19 protein-coding genes and 1 tRNA gene are annotated in these 15330 nt (G+C 72.1%); 2 read left to right on the forward strand and 18 right to left on the reverse strand.

Annotated features, from left to right (window positions below):
- Positions 1 to 222: 222 nt before the first annotated feature.
- A tRNA-Ser gene (locus VFW24_15770) sits at positions 223 to 295 on the forward strand.
- A gap of 249 nt (positions 296 to 544) precedes the next feature.
- On the opposite strand, the gene VFW24_15775 is transcribed toward VFW24_15770, so the two are convergent.
- Positions 545 to 1378 carry a hypothetical protein gene (locus tag VFW24_15775; protein HEX5268225.1) on the reverse strand — a complete coding sequence of 278 codons (834 nt, stop codon included), beginning with the start codon at positions 1376 to 1378 and terminating at the stop codon, positions 545 to 547.
- Positions 1379 to 1683: 305 nt separating this feature from the next.
- Here VFW24_15775 and VFW24_15780 point away from each other — a divergent pair, with 305 nt between their 5' ends.
- On the forward strand, positions 1684 to 1830 hold the full coding sequence (locus tag VFW24_15780; protein ID HEX5268226.1) for a hypothetical protein: 147 nt from the start codon (positions 1684 to 1686) through the stop codon (positions 1828 to 1830).
- Positions 1831 to 1939: 109 nt separating this feature from the next.
- On the opposite strand, the gene VFW24_15785 is transcribed toward VFW24_15780, so the two are convergent.
- The 17 genes from VFW24_15785 to VFW24_15865 all read right to left on the reverse strand — a co-directional run.
- Complete coding sequence (locus VFW24_15785) at positions 1940 to 2230, reverse strand: hypothetical protein (GenBank protein HEX5268227.1); 291 nt, start codon at positions 2228 to 2230, stop codon at positions 1940 to 1942.
- Positions 2231 to 2274: 44 nt separating this feature from the next.
- Positions 2275 to 2661, reverse strand: a complete 387-nt coding sequence (locus VFW24_15790) for a hypothetical protein (protein HEX5268228.1) — start codon at positions 2659 to 2661, stop codon at positions 2275 to 2277.
- A complete protein-coding gene (atpB, locus tag VFW24_15795) occupies positions 2658 to 3392 on the reverse strand; it encodes a F0F1 ATP synthase subunit A (protein HEX5268229.1) in 735 nt (244 codons plus the stop codon). Before atpB ends, VFW24_15790 begins: the two co-directional genes overlap by 4 nt.
- Positions 3383 to 3559 (reverse strand): hypothetical protein, encoded by a 177-nt coding sequence (locus VFW24_15800; GenBank protein HEX5268230.1) that lies wholly within the window; start codon positions 3557 to 3559, stop codon positions 3383 to 3385. Before VFW24_15800 ends, atpB begins: the two co-directional genes overlap by 10 nt.
- Positions 3560 to 3992: 433 nt before the next feature.
- Positions 3993 to 4787, reverse strand: a complete 795-nt coding sequence (locus VFW24_15805; protein ID HEX5268231.1) for a DedA family protein — start codon at positions 4785 to 4787, stop codon at positions 3993 to 3995.
- The gene (locus VFW24_15810; protein HEX5268232.1) at positions 4784 to 5509 is read right to left on the reverse strand and encodes a hypothetical protein; all 726 of its coding nucleotides are present in this window, start codon (positions 5507 to 5509) and stop codon (positions 4784 to 4786) included. The genes VFW24_15805 and VFW24_15810 overlap by 4 nt, the downstream gene beginning before the upstream one ends.
- A 37-nt stretch (positions 5510 to 5546) precedes the next feature.
- Positions 5547 to 6509, reverse strand: coding sequence for a hypothetical protein (locus VFW24_15815; protein HEX5268233.1), 963 nt, complete (start codon positions 6507 to 6509; stop codon positions 5547 to 5549).
- Between the two features lie 73 nt (positions 6510 to 6582).
- A complete protein-coding gene (locus tag VFW24_15820) occupies positions 6583 to 7956 on the reverse strand; it encodes a HAMP domain-containing sensor histidine kinase (protein HEX5268234.1) in 1374 nt (457 codons plus the stop codon).
- The gene (locus VFW24_15825) at positions 7949 to 8647 is read right to left on the reverse strand and encodes a response regulator transcription factor (protein ID HEX5268235.1); all 699 of its coding nucleotides are present in this window, start codon (positions 8645 to 8647) and stop codon (positions 7949 to 7951) included. The genes VFW24_15820 and VFW24_15825 overlap by 8 nt, the downstream gene beginning before the upstream one ends.
- A gap of 58 nt (positions 8648 to 8705) precedes the next feature.
- Positions 8706 to 9338: a DUF6518 family protein gene (locus VFW24_15830; protein HEX5268236.1), complete on the reverse strand. Its 633-nt coding sequence runs from the start codon at positions 9336 to 9338 to the stop codon at positions 8706 to 8708.
- Between the two features lie 92 nt (positions 9339 to 9430).
- Positions 9431 to 9877 (reverse strand): TraR/DksA family transcriptional regulator, encoded by a 447-nt coding sequence (locus VFW24_15835; GenBank protein ID HEX5268237.1) that lies wholly within the window; start codon positions 9875 to 9877, stop codon positions 9431 to 9433.
- Positions 9878 to 10142: 265 nt separating this feature from the next.
- The gene (locus VFW24_15840) at positions 10143 to 10751 is read right to left on the reverse strand and encodes a site-specific integrase (GenBank protein HEX5268238.1); all 609 of its coding nucleotides are present in this window, start codon (positions 10749 to 10751) and stop codon (positions 10143 to 10145) included.
- 77 nt (positions 10752 to 10828) lie between these two features.
- Positions 10829 to 11194: a hypothetical protein gene (locus tag VFW24_15845; protein HEX5268239.1), complete on the reverse strand. Its 366-nt coding sequence runs from the start codon at positions 11192 to 11194 to the stop codon at positions 10829 to 10831.
- Positions 11195 to 11485: 291 nt separating this feature from the next.
- A complete protein-coding gene (locus VFW24_15850) occupies positions 11486 to 12385 on the reverse strand; it encodes an enolase C-terminal domain-like protein (protein ID HEX5268240.1) in 900 nt (299 codons plus the stop codon).
- Positions 12378 to 12851, reverse strand: a complete 474-nt coding sequence (locus tag VFW24_15855) for a hypothetical protein (GenBank protein HEX5268241.1) — start codon at positions 12849 to 12851, stop codon at positions 12378 to 12380. Before VFW24_15855 ends, VFW24_15850 begins: the two co-directional genes overlap by 8 nt.
- Before the next feature lie 5 nt (positions 12852 to 12856).
- On the reverse strand, positions 12857 to 13915 hold the full coding sequence (locus VFW24_15860) for an SDR family oxidoreductase (protein HEX5268242.1): 1059 nt from the start codon (positions 13913 to 13915) through the stop codon (positions 12857 to 12859).
- Between the two features lie 20 nt (positions 13916 to 13935).
- Positions 13936 to 15330, reverse strand: a 1395-nt coding sequence (locus VFW24_15865) for a glycoside hydrolase family 15 protein (protein ID HEX5268243.1), incomplete at its 5' end; no start/stop codon positions are given.

Here is a 15330-nt window from a genome sequence, read left to right on the forward strand (position 1 = left end):
CGGCAGCCAACGACGCGCGCGGGAGCCGGTCCGAGGCGTCGCCACGAAGAGTGATGGGGATCGCTCCGTGACGAGCCGGCTATGGGACCAGCCGAGGAACTTCGGCGGGTCTCCGGCGGTGGCACCGCAATTCCCTGGCCGACCCCGCGTGTCATGTTTGTGTCACGCCGCCGGTTCGGGAGGGTCAGCTGAGGCCTCCGCGAGCCTGTAACCAGGGCAAACGTCGGGCGTGAGCGGCGGCAGGTATGAGCCTGCAAAGCCCTGTACCCGGGTTCGATTCCCGGCGCCGCCTCCACAAGAATGCCCTGGTAGAGTGCCATTTTCTGTGCCGACTCGAGCCACACAACCTCTGCAACATCTGGCCGAGGACACAAGCAGGACACAAGATGAGGACGCCGGACTTGGCGGTCGGGCCGGGGGCTGGTCGAGCGAGCCCTGAATTCGGACGATGCCGGCATCGACAGCCCGCTCGCGGGAGCGACGAGCCGGGCGACGAGACGGCGCGCGCGACGTGCTCACCCGCCGCCCGGCGCGTGCTGCTCGTTCAGCCGCCACCGCCAGATGGTGCCAGGGCGGGCGAGCCCTGCACCGATGCGAACTCGGTCACCTGCGTCGAGGGCGGTACCGAGAAGGATTCGTCGGTGCCGAAGTCCGAGAACCTGACGGTGACCACCTCCGTCCCGAGGGCCAGATTCGGTAGAACGTGCGACAGTTCGAAGCCCAGGGTCCACAGCACGACCCGCCCGGCGCTGTCGAGGCGGACCTCGCCGTGGATCACGACCAGGCCCAGCTCGGAGCGGAGCTGGTGGAGGGACTGGCGCTCGGGACCGGAGGCGAGCCCTTCGGCGCGGGCCAGGTTCACCGCCACCCGGTAGTCGCTGATCCCCGCCGGCGCGCCGGGGGTACCGATCACCTTGGGAGCTCCGGTGACCCCGCGCAGCTCGGCCAGCATCAGGGCCGGCGACAGGGACTGGACGAGACCGACCGGGCCGAGGGAGGTCGTTGACAGCTCGGGCTGGTCGATGGGCTCGACGGCGAGCCAGGGTCTGGACCCGAGTGGGGACGCGGTGGCGGCGGGCAGCCTTATGAAGAAGCGGGAATGGTCCACCACCAGCGCGACCGGACCCGAGACCAAGGCCCCGGGGGGCAGGGCCAGCTGCATCGACCCGCCGGCCGAAGCGAAAGAGAAAGTCCCGATGGCCGTGGTCGGGGGCGGCGGTCGGGTGCCCGGACCGTGGCCTTGGACCTCGGTCGTGATGCTCACCCGGGCACTGCCGGTCGCCTCGGTGACGTCGGGAGCGGACTGCACCCGCTGCAGGGGGCTCTGGGAACTGCCGCCGCCGGCCAGGGCCACGGCCACTACGGCGGCCATGCCCACGGCGCGCCCGCTGGGCTGCCAGCGGCGGGCGTCGGCGCGACGTCGGGATCTCGGCCGGGCCGGGAAAGGCCCGGTAGGCGAGCACCGGTGCCCAGGCCATGGACAGGATGACTGCGTCGACGGCCGCCAGGTTCAGCGCCTGGACGGCGGGGCGCAGGCGGGCCGCGGCGACGGCCTCGAGCGCGAGCACGTATGCGATCGATGGGGTCCACATCGCCAGCCCGAGTCCGAAGGCGCCGAGGTAGCCGCCGCCCTTCGGGGCCCGCACGGCGCGCCGGCGGGCTCCGGAGGCCACGAATGCGGCGGTGAGCGCGAGCACGACCGAGCCCACCGCGATCTCGATGGCGCCCATGAGCACGCCGGGGTCGTGGGGCACCACCCGGCCCGAGCCGAGCACGATGAGCAGGGCGGCCCCGCTGCCAACGGTGACCGCGGCCGCCCCGGCGCAGTAGGTGACGGCCAGGCGCATCCCCTTCGGGCGCGACAGGTACCACGCCACCGCCGCCAGCCCGGCTGGGAAGAAGCCGGCGGCGATGGCGAAGGGAATGGCTGATGCGACCATCAACCAAGACCTTCCCACCCTTCAGCGCTCGCCGCTGCCACGGCGCCCGGGCGGGTCTGCTCCTCGGGGAGCTGCCACTCCACAACCGCCTCCCAGCTCGGTCGCAGCTCGTCGGTCGAGAACCACCCCGGGACCACGGTGCCGTCCCCCCGTCGTAGCTGGTAGGCGGCCTGGCCGTCGATCTCGGCCGAGTCGGCGACACGAAAGCCGGACGACCAAGTCCCCTCGAAGCGGTTGCGGACCTCGACGGGGTCTCCGCCGCGGTGCTCGATCAGTGCCTGCACCTCCACTCCTCTCTGATTCTCCTACTCCTCATTCGGCGGTGGAACTCCGGCTACCGGACGGCGCCGCTGGCGGCGCGTCGGGGTGTCCGGGTCGGTCGGTCCGGCGGGGCGGCGGTCTCCTGCGTGCGCCGCTTGGCCTCGGCGACGATCCCGTCGGCCACCTCGCGGGAGACCAGCCGGATGCGGTGTCCCTCCCGGCGGGCCTCGGCCCGGATCGTCTCGGCCTCGGCTCTGGCGTCGGCCAGTAGGCGGCGGGCCTCGGCGGCGTCGGTGTCTGCCGCTCCGCGGGCGTCGGCGATCTCGTCCTGGCGGCGCCGCACGCCGTCGCGCAGGGGCGGTACCACGTAGCGGGCGATCACGCCCGCCACAGCGCCGAACAGGGCCAGCTCGACGAAGAAGGTGGCGTTGGGCATCATCGAAGCAACGGCGATGGTCATTGAACTAGGAGCTCCTTGTTCGGAATGGGTTCGGCACGTGCGGCTCGATCCGACCCGAGGGCCGCCTGGTGGTAAAGCACGGTTAGCAGGGAAAAGATGAGTGCCTGCATGGCCCCGGCCGCGACCTCGAAGACGCTCCAGGCCGCGTGGGGAAGCGGGCTCAGGTAGGCGGGGAGCAGCTCCCCGATCAGAAGGACCATGAGCCCGCCGGCGAACATGGTCCCGTACAGCCGCAGGGCCAGGCTGAGCGGGCGGGCCAGCTCCTCCAACATGTTGAGGGGGAGCATCCAGGGGTAGGGCCGGGCGTAGTGGGCCAGGTAGCCGCGCCAGCCCCGGGCTCGCAGCGACGTCACATGGACACTGGCCACCACGACCGCGGCTAGAGCCAGGGCCAGGTTCAGATCGGCGGTGGGAGCCGGGAGCGGCCAGCCGGGGATGAGGTGGGCCCAGTTGGCGACCAGGATGAAGCCAAACAGGCTGATGGCCAGCGGGACGGCCCGCCGGCCCGCTGATCCGACCGCCGGGCCGAGGCGGGACTCCACCGCGGCGATCGTTGCCTCCCACGCCAATACCAGCCCGCTCGGCGAGGAGCGCCGGGACTGTCGCCGGGCCCACAGCCCACAGCCGACCACCAGTGCCCCGGCCAGGGCCGACGAAGCCAGGGTGGCGACGTTGACGACCACCCCGCCGATCTCGACCTGTGGCGTCGCCCCGATCTCGCTCAGCTCCATGTGTGGGCCCTCCCGCTGCCCGGCGCCGCAGCTCCCGGACGGATCGTCGAGATGTGGTCGGGGACCACCCGGTCGGGGTGGTCCTCGTGCAGGTGGGACTCCAACTCGTTGTGGTTGGTGAAGCGCAGCTCGCAGAAAGGGCACTGGCGGATCCCGGTGATGTCCATCGGACCTCCTTCGCTCGTCCGTCATTGCCATTGAAGGCCCCGCGGTTGGAGGCGGGGTCGAGCCGGTATGTAGACCGTGAGGAGATCCAGGGCGTGAGCGACGAGGTATGTGCCTCCCCCAGTCCCCGAGCATTTCCTCTACCGTCATGCTCCGATGTTGGGGGTGGTCGCGACCCGCGCTACAGCCTCACTGAAATCGGCACACCCGGGGCGGGGGTGTCATGGGTCCGGCAGGCCAGCTCGATCGACGGTGGCCCCCTGTGTCGACGCCGTAACACCCGTCGTCCGCCACGCCAGGCCGCCGAGCAGGGTGCAACGAGTTCTGACCGCCACACGTCACACGAATCCGAGGCGCGGGGTACGAATCCGGCAGGTACTTTGGTCTGGGCGCGCCGACCCGTCAGCGCCCCGCAACGGCAACTCCACGTGTCGATCAGGTAGACGCCTGGCCGCTCCCTTGTGCCGGCCCGGGTGGGGCATCGTCTTCCCGCAACAACATTCCAGAGCTTCCGCCCTGGTTCGGCTCGTCGATCGGCCTGGTGTTGGCCCTCAGATGCACCCGCCCGGCGTCCACCTGGCCTTGGCCGACCAGGGGGGCCGCCGACTCGGAGATGGGCGGGGCGACCCCGGACCGGCGTCGACGGCTGCGAGAGAGGAGTCTGCGTGCCCCCTCGATCACCACGGTGACGCCCGCCCCGACTCCGAGCGCGAGGAGGAGACCAGCCCAGGGGCGGTCCTCGAAGCGCTTTCCCCCGATTCTTCCGAGGGCAAAGGCGTAGGATGCCCACAGTGCGCCGGCAACGGCGGTGGCTCCGACGAACGCCCGGCGCGGGTAAGCGGTGGCCCCGCACGTCACCGTCACCGCTGTGCGCCCTCCCGGGATGAACCGGCAGGCGACGATAAGCGCGGCGCCCCGCCGGGCCAGGGCGTGGCGAGCCCACTCCCTCCGCCGGACGCCGCGCTCGCCGGAGAAGAGGCGCCGGTCGAGGACGGGCCCGAAGCGCCGACCGAGGACGTAGCAGAGATTGTCCCCCGCCCATGCCCCCGCCGCGGCCAGCGCCACGAGGATCCCGATGCGCACATCGACGCTGCCGGCAGTGGCAACTCCGAGGGTGATCACGGCGGTCTCCGATGGGAGCACGGGCACCACCGCGTCGAGCGCGGGAACGAGGAATGCAATGGCGTAGGACCCCGCCGAGGCCACATCGAGGTGCTCGATGAGGCTCACGCCCCAGTCTCGCTGACCTTGGTCCGGGCGACGTCGGTGTCCGGGTGGGCCGGGGGCCAGGCCAGGCTGGCCCCGACCGAGGCGCCGACGGCTGCGGCGATGACCGCCAGGGCGATGTCGGCCGCCTCCACCGCCACGAGTGCCACGAACAGCGGTGTGGCTGCCCGTCGCCCGCCCGCCCGGGTCCAGAACCGCTCACCGTCCGCTTGGGCGCTCACGGGCAGGACCCGCGACAGGAGCCGCACCGCCCGGCTCCCGCCGGAGCCGACGTGGGGTCCACCCCGTGCCATGCGCACCCCGGCGACGAGGAGGAACACGGCGAAGGCGCCGAGCACCCAGCCGAATCGCTGCAGCGCCGCCGCGCCCCCGGCGATGAAGCCGGCCCGCAGCACCAAGGCCCCCACCACCCCGTAGAAGAGGACCCGGCGCTGCTGGAATGAGGGGACCCCCAGGCCGGTGAAGATCATGGCGAAGACGAAGACGTTGTCGATGCTCAACGACTTCTCGAGCGCGTAGCCGGCGAAGTACTGGCTGGCCACTCCTGGTCCTGACAGGACTCCGAGGACCGCACCGAAGCCTATGCCGGCGACGATCCATGCCCCGCTCGTGACCAGGGCCCGAAGCAGGCTCTGTGTCGCGTGGCGCCCGGTGTACAGGTCCACGGCCAACAGCGCCGCGATCACGCCGACCAGGGCGCACCAGGCCCATACCGGGGTCCTCACCGCCGCTTCCGGCTATCTGGCGCAGTAGCGGATGCGCTCAGGCGACTTCGCGCCCGGAGGACGCCGGCGCCCGGCGGCCGGCCGGGGTCCTCGTCGAGCGGTGCTCCGTGGCCGCCCGGCCGAACAGGCGCACGGCGCGCTTCCGGGCCCGCCGGTCCATGCCCAGGCGCAGCCAGGTCCGGGTCATGGCGGGCTCGCCAGCCCGCAGTGCCGACAGCTCGGCACCGGAGGCGACCGCCGACCAGGCGAGCAGCCGGGCCCGGCGGCGGCTGGGCATGGCCGGACACTCCCGGTTGATACCCGAAGCGTCCCGTGCTCGCCCGTCCTCGTTGTCCTCGCGGTCGCGGCGGACCGCCAGATAGTCGTCGAGGACCACCCACAGTCGAGCCAGGTGCCAGTCGAGGTGATCGAGCCCCCCGGGACGGTCGGCGGTATAGAGCCGCTCGGCGCGGCCCGCCACTTCGCAGAGCTGGGCCGCCACCGCGGCGCGCTCGGCCGCCAGCGCTTCGAACCCGGCGCCCGAGCCGGCCGGGTGGCCCAGGTCGTCCTCGGCCAGGAGTCGGCGCACGGCGTCGCTGACCACGTAGGTGTGCTCGGCCAACAGCCCCGCCTGGGGTAGGCCGCCCGAGGCCAGACCCTGGCACAGGTTCACCATCAGGGGCAGGTCGTGGCGCAGGGCTCGCTCGAGGACGTCGTGTCGGTCCACCTCGTCCCCGGGGTCGATCTGGCCCGGGCCGACGGCCAGGCCAGCTGGGATCCGCTCGGCAGTCGGCTCCGCGATGTCGGCTTCCCGCCTCGACTCGAGACGCGACGTCCGCCCCGCCGACCAGGCCAGTGCCGCCCCTGCGAGGAGTCCGAGCAGGCCGAGGGCCACCCACGTGCCGGCGACCACCCAGGTGAGAATGGCGGAGAAGGTCAGCAGGCCGACGCCTGCTGAGACCGTGGCCCGGTGACGCAGGTCGGCCCGGATGCTTGCTTCATTGCTCTGATAGCTGGTCATGTCTGCATCCAACGATGCTCGGGTAGCGACGGGATGCAGCCGGTGTGGCGGTGGTGTGGAGATCCGCCGCCGCTCAGCCCCGGGGGGGTGGCCCCATGTGATGTAGCGGCAGGACGACCCGGAACGTGGCGCCCTGGCCGGCCACGCTGTCCACCTCCACCGTGCCGGCGTGCGCGCCCACCAGCTCGGCCACCACGGCGAGGCCGACGCCCGAACCGGCCCGGGAGGCGCCGGCCCGTCCACGCCAGAAGGGCTCGAAGAGGTGGGGGATCTCGCTGGCGTAGATCCCCGGACCCGAATCGCGCACCTCCAGCAGTGCCCGGTTTGCGGCCGAACCGACCGCGAGCTCGACCACCGAGCCGGCCGGTGAGAACTTGGCGGCATTGGTCAAGAGGTTGGTGACCACCTGGTGCAGCCGTCCCGCGTCCCCGGCCACCCACGTGGCCGAGAGCTTCCTATACAGGGTCAGCTCGGAGGCGGCGTAGCGGTCGGCCAGGGCGTCGGCGGCTCCGGTGGCCACCTCGGCCAGGTCTACGGGCACCTTGTGCAGGCTGAGGCCGGCAGCCTCGGCCGAGGCCAGGGTCTCCAGGTCGTCCACCCGGGCCGCCAGGCGCAACGCCTCGTCGCGGAGCGACGCCAGGCTCTCCGTGTTCGACGCGGTGACTCCGTCCAGCATGGCCTCGCAGGCGGCCAGGATGATGGCGACCGGGGTGCGCAGCTCGTGGGCCACGTGCGCCGCCGCCGTTCGGCGCAGGCGGTCCTCCTTCTCGACGGCGGCGGCCATGGTGTCGTACGCCTCCGCCAGCTCGGCCAGCTCCCGGGGTGCGGGAACCTCGCCGACCCGGGCGTCCCGGCGCCCGGCGGTCATGGCCCGGGCCGCGATCGTGAGGCGGCGAAGCGGGCGGCTGATGCGCTCGGCCAACAGGACCGCCGCCCCGAGCGCCAGCAGCACGGCGGCTCCCGCGGATCCGGCCAGTCCCAGCGCCAGGGCATGGCGCAGGTGGGCATCCGCCCGGCCCACTCCTCCCGAGCCGATGACCAGGTCGACCTCGCCCACCGTGCGCCCGTCGACGACCGCAGGGGCCCGGGCGCGATCGGTGGCGCCCGCCCGATCGACGGAGCCGGGGTTCCGGGCCACCGCCGAGCCCGCCCGGTCCGTGATCGTCACCCGGGCGCCCACCGCGTCGGCTACGGCCAGGGCGTCGGACAGGTCGACGCCGGACCAGCTCCCGTGGGAGCGATAGTCGTTGGCGGCGGTGGCCGCTACGGCGTGGGCAAGGTCGGCGGCCTGCTGGCGGGCCAGGCTCGACACGTCGCGGGACTCCGCCACCACCGTCAGCACCGCGAAGAGTCCCACAGCCGCCAGGGCCACGGCCACGAAGGCCACCGCCAGACGTGAGGCCACCCCTCCCCGGGCGTAACGGCCCCGGCGCCCCAGATCAGCCATCCCGGGCCAGGCCGAGGCGGTAACCGCCGCCGAGGACCGTGGTGACGATCCGTGGGGAGCCGGGGTCGGCCTCGAGCTTGCGGCGCAGGTTCTTCACGTGGCTGTCGACGGTTCGCTCGTAGCCTTCGAACTCGTATCCCCGCACCCGGTTGATGAGCTCGTAGCGGGAGTACACCCGCCCGGGCACCCGGGCCAGGGCGGTGAGGATGCCCCACTCTGTGGGCGTCAGCTCCACCGGCCCGCCCCGCACGGTCACCTGGCGTCGCTCCTCGTCGATGACCAGCTCGCCCTGACCGAACGAGGCGGTGGCGTCCGGGACATCGGCGCTCCGGCCCCGGCGCAGGATGGCCTGCACCCGCAGGACGAGCTCCCGGGGGCTGAAGGGCTTCGTCACGTAGTCATCGGCGCCCAGCTCCAAGCCCCGGATCCGATCGGACTCCTCGGTCCTGGCGGTGAGGATGAGGATGGGCACGTCGGATACCGACCGCACCTCGCGGGCCACCTCCTCGCCCGCTACGTCGGGAAGCCCCAGGTCCAACACGACAAGATCGGGGGACGCCTCGTGGGCCCAGGTGATCGCCTCGGCCCCCGATCCGGTGGACAGCACCTCCATGCCCTCGCGCTCCAGGTAGGCGCGCAGCAGGTCGCGCAGCTTGGTCTCGTCCTCCACCACCATCACCGTGGCGGCCATGGTCCGTCCCCCTTCATCAACCGGCCGGCCCACGGCCGCCCGGTGGCGACCGAGTGTCTCACGACGCCAGCCGGGCGGCGGCGGCCATGACCGCCGCGGTGCCCACCACGGCGGCGGGCAGGAACGTGGCAGCCAGGACGGCCGAGCCGGCCACGTCCCGGGGATGTCGGAGCAGCGCCCACGGAAGCGCCCCACCGACGACCAGCTCGGCCAGGAACACGGCCTGGACACCCGCCGACTCGCCGGCGAGGAGCACGGCGGCCTCCCCCACGAGGGCCGAGGACAGAAGGCCGGCTCCGACCAGCCGAGCCGGGCCGGGGCCGGTCCGCCACGCCCAGCCGGCCGCCCCGAAGGCGGTGCCCGCCCCGGCGCCCACGACGACCCAAAGCGCCACCAACCAACCCAGGTGCTGGCGGCCGGCCCCGTCTTGGACCAGCGCGATCCAGGTGTAGTACGAGCCGACCGCAGAGAGCAGTGCCAGCGTGCCCCAGGCCGCGGCCGTGCGCGGCGAGCGGGCCAGCGTGCCGAGAACGAAGGCCGCCACCAGCCAGGGCCCGCCGATGTTGGCGATCCACGCCCAGCCCCCGACCAAGTCGTCACCGAGTCGCGACGCCACCCCGAGGATCGCCCCGGCGCCCAGGGTCCCGGTCCAGCTCGCCAGGCTCCGCGCCGCGGCGCGGCGGCGACTCAACCCACTCCCGAGCGGCCTGCTGTGGGGATCCAGGGAGTGGTGGCCCGGGTAGTGGCCCGCGTTGGGGCCACGGGGGCCCGGCGGGGATTCGGTCAGCACCGGCATGGTGCGCCTCCCGTCGGGCCGACGTCGCTCCGCGACCCCCCGGCAACGCTGCGACCCGGCCGTACCCGCAGGAGACGGTCCGGTCCCGTCCCCGGTGCGACCAGGCAGCACACGCAGCGCCGGGCCTCCGGAATGGCGTCGAGACGCTCGGCGGGGATGCGACAACCGCAGGACTCGCAGGTCCCGTAGATGCCCGCCGCCAGGCGCTTGAGGGCAGCATCCACCTCATCGAGGTCGACCTGGCGGCGCCCGATGAGCCTGGCCAGCGCGGCCCGGTCCTCCGGGTCCCGACCCTCTCCGCCTCCGTCGATGCCGTCGGCGTCGGTCTCGGTGAGTTCGTCCTGGAGCCGATCGAGGAGGTCGGTCAGCCGGCTGGTCTCGGCCACCAGGACAGCCTCGATGCGCTCGGTGGAGCGGTTCTCCGAAGGCGACATTTGCTCGGTCAACGACATGGTGGGCCTCCGAACTGTCTGGATTACGCGACTCGCCCATCTCAACTCCCAGCTGTGTGGAGCCCGTGGCTGGGAAGTGGAGGCGGCATGGAGCTTCCCGCCGAGGAAAGGACACCGCCGGTGCGCCCGTTCCCAGGGCCGGTGCTGTCGGGTGCGGACGCCGACTTCCGGGGCGCACCTGCGTAGGTCCAACCGACTGGCGCGAGCTTCAGGTATGAAGGCTTTCCCGGTCTCGCCCGCGGTACGGTCACCGCGAACCATGACCGACGAGTCCCGATCCAGACGGCCCGCTGCCGGGCCGGGGTCGGCGGATTCGGCCGCCTGCGCCCTCTACGCCCTGAGCATGTACCTGATCTGGCGGATGGCGGGTCCGCCGGAGAAGATCGACCCTCTTGCGACGCAAGCCGGTGAGTTCCCCCCACCGCAGACCGGTGTACGCGGCGGTGTAGATGAGGGTCCGGTACCAAGGACTTGTTGCTTCCGCCAGTTCGGCCACCTCGGCCGCGGTCAGGAAGCGCATCTCCTTTGTTGGCACGATCGGCGGCTGAACGGCTGTGCAGGGGTTCTTGGCCAGCAGGTCCGTTTCGACTGCCACCTCCAGCAGCCGTCGCAGGGTTCGGTAGTGACGGTGGACCGAACTGGCAGCCAGACCTTGGGCCAGCTCCTCGGCCAGCCAGGCCCGGAGGTCCAGCGGTCCGAGTCGGCTGAGGGAAATGGCACCCAAGTGGGGGAGGACGTAGCGGGTCAGATCCCGCCGGTAGGTGGCCACAGTTCCGAGTCGCAGGTTGACCACCGTGGCCAGGTACGCCTCGGCCCACTCCGAGAGGCGGATCCGCCGGCGGCGGGATCGATCCAGACACCGCGTTGTACGTCAGCGCCGGCAGTCCACCGGCATCTGGGCCTTGCCTCAGCTGTGGCCGGCGGCCGGGGCGCTTATGGCGGCGGGATCTGCTCCTCCCGGTGTTCGTCGCGGGCGGCCTGGCGCTGGTCGATCAGATCTTCGCGTTCCTGGGCGACCACAGCCGTCTCGGCGCGGGACTGCTTCAGCCCCCGGCGTGCGGCCCGGCCCCGGCGGGAGGTGCGGCGCGCCCCGGCCAGGAGCAGGCTCAGCCCGAAGAGGGCGATCGCCCCAACGACGATGCCGTAGAGGAACAGCGCGCCGGTGGAGCCGGTCACGTGGTAGCCGAACACCGCGAACCCGTGGGTCAGGGCATGGCCGCTGCCACCGTTGCTGAGCACGCCGGCCACGCCGACGACCACCGCTGCGACCAGGATGATGAGACCGACGACGACGATCATGACGGCCTCCTAAAGCTTCGGCCCTGCGCCCACGTTAGACCGGCGAGCCGATTGGCTTCCGTCACATTCGAACGAGACGGGGATCGGAGCGGTTACCGACTCGGCTCCAGCCCCAGCGTGGCCTGGCCGCCACGGCCGCCCTTGCGGCCTGGTGGTGAACACCGAGGGCCCGCAACGAGGCGGCATGGGCCATCTCGGTCGAAGGCGGCCCCGGCGTTCAGGGAGGCGTGGCCCGCTCGGCCGTGTCGGTGCCGTGTCCCACCGGCGTGGGTGACCTCGGAGCCGCCCGAGTCATCCGGGCACCCGGTAGACCTCGGCGTCGGAACGCTTGAGCTCCAGGCCGAGTCCGGGGCGGGAGAGGTCCGGCCGCAGGACACCGCCGGCTGGCTCGAGCACCCCGTCGAAGAGCATGCGGTCGAGGCGGGCATGGTCGGCGAAGTACTCCAAGTGGCGGACGTTGTCCACGGCGCAGGCAGGGTGGAGGTGGAGGGACTGGGCGCAGTGTCCCGAGACCTGCAGGCCGAAGGACTCGGCCAGCGCGGCCACCCTGAGCCACTCGGTGACCCCGGCGCACCGGGAGACGTCGGCCTGCAGGCAGTCGACGGCACCCGCGTCACACATGGCCTGGAAGTAGAACAGGTCATAGCCGTACTCCCCGGCGGCGATGTCGATCGGGGTCTGGGCCCGGATCTCGGCCAGGGCTCCCAGGTGGTCAGAGGAGACCGGCTCCTCGAACCAGGTCACGCCCAGATCGGCGTAGGCCCGGGCCAGGCGGATGGCCTGCTTGGTGGCATAGCCGCCGTTGGCGTCGACGAAGAGCTCAGGACCCTCCCCGATGGTTCGCCTGGCGAGTGCGGCGCGCGCGAGGTCCCGTTCGGGCCGCGATCCCCAGGCTTCGCCCACCTTCATCTTCACCCGGGGGATGCCGAGGTCGTGCACCCAGGCCCCCAACTGATGGGCCAGCTCGTCGTCGGTGAGCGAGGTGAAACCGCCACTGCCGTAGACGGGGACGTCGTTGATGAGCCGGGCGCAGGCGCCGGTGGCGTAGGAGAAGCCGAGGCCGGTGCTCCCCGACGCCCTCGGCTCGGCCACCACCACGGTGGTGGCGGTCCAGGTGAGGGTCCCGTCGGACTCGGGCGCTTCGGTGGGGACGGTGTACACGCTCACGTCCAGCTTCTCGATCTCAGACACGGCGGCCTCCCCGGCCTCTGGTGGTCATGATCGTGAAGCCGGCCCCGGCGAACCCCAGTGCGATGAATGCATCAGCGAGCGCGGCTCGGCGGAGACGACGGTCGAACAGAGCAAGGAACACCATGCTGGCGGCGTGGAGCGCGTCGACCCCGGTGCCGAGCACCAACACGGCGTGGGAGGGCCGGGTACCGGTGAGCACCGCCTGGGCCACCTGCCGGGCTCCGAGCACCCGCACGACCCGTCGGGCCCTGTCGTCGAGATGCTGAGCGGCCAGGACCCGAGCGGCCAGGCCGGGACAGAGGAGCTGTCCTGCGCCCAGCCCGGCGCGGACCGAGCGCAGCGCGGTTGTCGTCGGGCCGTCGGAGGTCGTCCCGGCGGAGACGCCCTGTTCGCGCCGGGGTGCCGGCGCGGCTGATGCCGGCACTCCGGTCTGCGCTCGACTGTCGTCCTGGACCAGGTGGATCATGGCGCTCAGCGGGTCACGGGATGGCTGGTGGATCCCTCTCGGTCGGTCACCTCCGAGCGCCGGGCGAGGAACCGGGTGGCAAACGTCCCCGTGACGGCGACGGCGGCGCCCGCAACCGCCGCCACGGTGCGGGCGTGATGGGAGACCCACATCTCCGGGCTGGTGTGGTGGGCCTGGTCGTCGAACGCGCCGTGGGCGCCGTAGTCGTGGCCGCCGTCACCGTCGGCGGGCTCCCACAGATTGTGGGGGCGGTCAGGGTCCACCCGCTCGCCCGTCTGCTGGGACTTGAACCCGGTCCGGGCCAGGTAGCGGTCCAGCAGCGCCGGGGCAACCTTGTTGGCAACGATGGTGGCGGCGGTGCTGGCGCCCATCCAGTACTGCTTGCGCTTGGGATGGTCAGCTGCGAACACCACGCCGCGGGCCTCCACCTCGGGCTGATAGATGGGCGGAACCGGCTGGGGATGATTGGGCAGACGGGACAATACCCAGGAGAACTGGGGGGTGTTCACCGCCGGCATCTGGACCACTGTGACATGGACGTTGCTGGCCTCGTGCATCAACTCGGTGCGAAGCGAGGACGTGAACCCGTTGATGGCGTGCTTGGCGCCGCAGTAGGCGCTCTGCAGTGGGATGCTGCGGTCACCGAGCGCCGAGCCGACCTGGACGATGATGCCGTGGTCGCGGGGTCTCATCAGGTCGAGGGCCACGCGGGTGCCGTAGACGAAGCCGAGGTAGCTGACCTCGGTGACTCGTTTGAACTCATCGGGTCCGATCTCCCAAAAGGGCGCGAAGACCGAGGTGAAGGCCACGTTGATCCACACGTCGATAGGCCCCAGTGCGTCTTCGACCTGGCGGGCCGCCTCTTTGACCTGGTCGTAGTCGGCGACGTCAGTCGGCACCGCCAGGGCCTTGCCTCCGGCATCCTCGACGTCTTTGACGGCCCCGTCCACGCCCGCCTGGCCCCGGGCCAGCATGCCGACGCGGTCGCCCCGGGCGCCGTAGAGCTGGGCAGTAGCGCGGGCGATGCCTGCGCTCGCCCCGGTGATGACGACGGTCTGGGTCATGTCCGGTTCCTTTCCCGGTTTCAGGGAGTGTCCCACGGCCGGGCCAGCCGGGCTGCCGCCTCGAACATGAGGGCGTGGACGAATGCTTGGGGGAAATTGCCCCGCAGCTGGCGCTGGCGGACGTCGAACTCCTCGGTGAACAGCCCCGGCGGCCCGCAGGCGGCCCGGTTGCGCTCGAACCAGCCGACGGCCTCGGTGGTCCGGTCCTGCTGGTGGATGGCCAAGGCCATGAGGAATCCGCACAGCACGAAGGCGCCCTCGGCGTCCTCCAGAGGCCGATCGTCGTGGCGGAACCGGTAGAGGTAGCCGGAACGGCCGAGCTCGGACTTCACTGCCTCGAGGGTGGCCAGGCTGCGGGGGTCACCGGCGGGAAGGGCCCCGCGGATGGCGGGCAACAACAGGGCGGCGTCGACCCGTTCGTCGTCGGGGGCCCGCTGCCAGCGTCCGCTTCGGTGCAGGCTGTCGGAGGCCACGTCGGCGCCGATGGCGTCGGCCAGCGTGGTCCACCTCCTGGTCTGCGGACCGGCCGGCGCCGCGGTGGCGATGGCCCGCAGGCCGGCAACGCACATGAGCCGAGAGTGGGTCCAGTGATGGTTGTCGAGTTCCCAGATCCCGGCGTCGGCCTCGCCCCAGCGTCCCTCGATGGCGGCGGCGGCGGCCTCGGCCGCCCGCCAATGCTCGAGGTCCAAGTGGTCGTGGCGGGCGGCGGCGGCAAAAAGCAAGAGCGCCTCGCCGAAGGCGTCGAGCTGGAACTGCTGGTTGACCCAGTTGCCGACCTTGTCCGTCCCGCCGGGGTAACCGTCGAGGTTGGTCAACCGGCGTTCGTCAGGTACCGGTCCGCCGGTGACAGTGTAGGCCGGCTTGAGGTCGGGTCCATCGGTGGCGAGGCGCTCGGCCACGAAGGCCACGGCGTCGTCGAGGAGCGGGTGGGGACCGTGGGCGGCGACGGCTTGGCCGGTGTAGGACTGGTCCCGGACCCACACGTAGCGGTAGTCGTAGCTGCGCCCGGCGCCGGCCCGCTCGGGCAGGCCCATGGTGGCGGCGGCCACCATCCCGCCTCCGGCGCTGGTGAGGCCACGGAGCACGGCGTAGGCGTGGCAGACGTCGCGCCGAGCCAGTGTGCCGTCCAGCGGGGGGACGGCGGATGCCCAGGCGGCCTCGGTTGCCTCCCATGCCTGCGCCGCCTGGATCGGATCGGCGCCCAGGGCCTGGTCAGAGACTTCGAGCACCAGGTCATGGTGGGACCCCGGGGCGAGGTCGACGCCGAGCTCGAGCCCTCCTCCCGGGCCCGGTTTGGCGTCGCTGGCCCCCGACCAGCGCAGGTGCAACCTGCCGGTCCGGGCCGTCCACGCGCCGTACTCGGCGCTCAAGTGGCCCATCTCGTGGGTGCCGACCCCGGCCCGGGGGTCGAGTAC

It is taken from the genome of Acidimicrobiales bacterium (genome assembly GCA_036273495.1).
Taxonomy (GTDB): domain Bacteria; phylum Actinomycetota; class Acidimicrobiia; order Acidimicrobiales; family JAJPHE01; genus DASSEU01.